We start from the raw sequence: 1,023 nt of genomic DNA, 5'->3' as shown, positions 1-1,023 counted from the left end.
GTCACCAGAGCGATACATCCGCGCACCGGACTCGAACGGGCTGGCCACGAACCGCTCCGCCGTCAAACCCGCACGACCCACATAGCCACGCGCCAGGCCCTCACCGGACACATACAGCTCACCCACCACACCAACCGGAACCGGCCGAAGCACAGCATCAAGCACAAACACCCGCGTGTTAACTACCGGACGCCCAATCGGCACCACACCATCACCAGTGAGCGCGCCACTCATCGACACACAGACAGTCGACTCCGTCGGCCCGTACGCGTTCACCACAAGCCGCCCGCCCCGCGACCACCGCGCCACCAACTCCGGCGGCGCCGCCTCGGCGCCGACGACCAGACACCGGAAGCCCGTGAGCTCCTCAGCGGCGGCCGGCGAGAGGGTGCCCACCACCGAGGGCGGGATCAGCGCGTGGGTGATGCGCCGCTCCGCCAGCAGCTCCTGCAATGCCTCGCCGACCATGCGGTCGCCGTCCGGGACCACCAGCGTGGCACCAAAGGAGTAGGCGACCACCAACTCCCAGACCGCGGCGTCGAAGCTCGGGGACGCGAACTGCAGCACCCGACTACCCGCACCCACACCCAGGCGATCCCGCTGCGCCCGCGCAAGACTCGACACCCCACGATGGGTAACAACGACGCCCTTGGGAGTGCCGGTGGAGCCGGACGTGTAGATCACATACGCCGGATGGCCGGGCTCGACCACAACGCCCGGGTCAGTGTCCGGCAGCCCGGACACGTCCCGGGTCATCGACTGCGCATCCAAGACCAGCAACGGAGCCGCGTCACGCAGCATGAACTCCCGGCGCTCACGGGGATACGCCGGATCAACCGGCAAATAGGCACCACCAGCCTTCTGCACCGCAAGCACCGCCACCACCAGATCCACCGAACGCGGTAGCTCCAACGCCACCAACCGCTCGGGACCAACACCCTCACCAATCAACCAGTGCGCCAACCGGTTCGCCCGCACATTCAACTCACCATAAGAAATGCACTGTTCGCCGTACTCGAGGGC

General features: G+C 67.1%; 1 protein-coding gene. It reads right to left on the bottom strand.

Annotated elements, in window-relative coordinates; all coding sequences use genetic code 11:
* Positions 1–1,023 (bottom strand): amino acid adenylation domain-containing protein (locus ACFWIA_RS35140; RefSeq protein WP_387011338.1); only part of this gene is annotated, 1,023 nt, incomplete at both ends.

This window comes from Streptomyces sp. NPDC127068, assembly GCF_042724695.1.
Lineage (GTDB): Bacteria > Actinomycetota > Actinomycetes > Streptomycetales > Streptomycetaceae > Streptomyces.
This window is presented reverse-complemented; position numbering and strand designations above follow the sequence as displayed.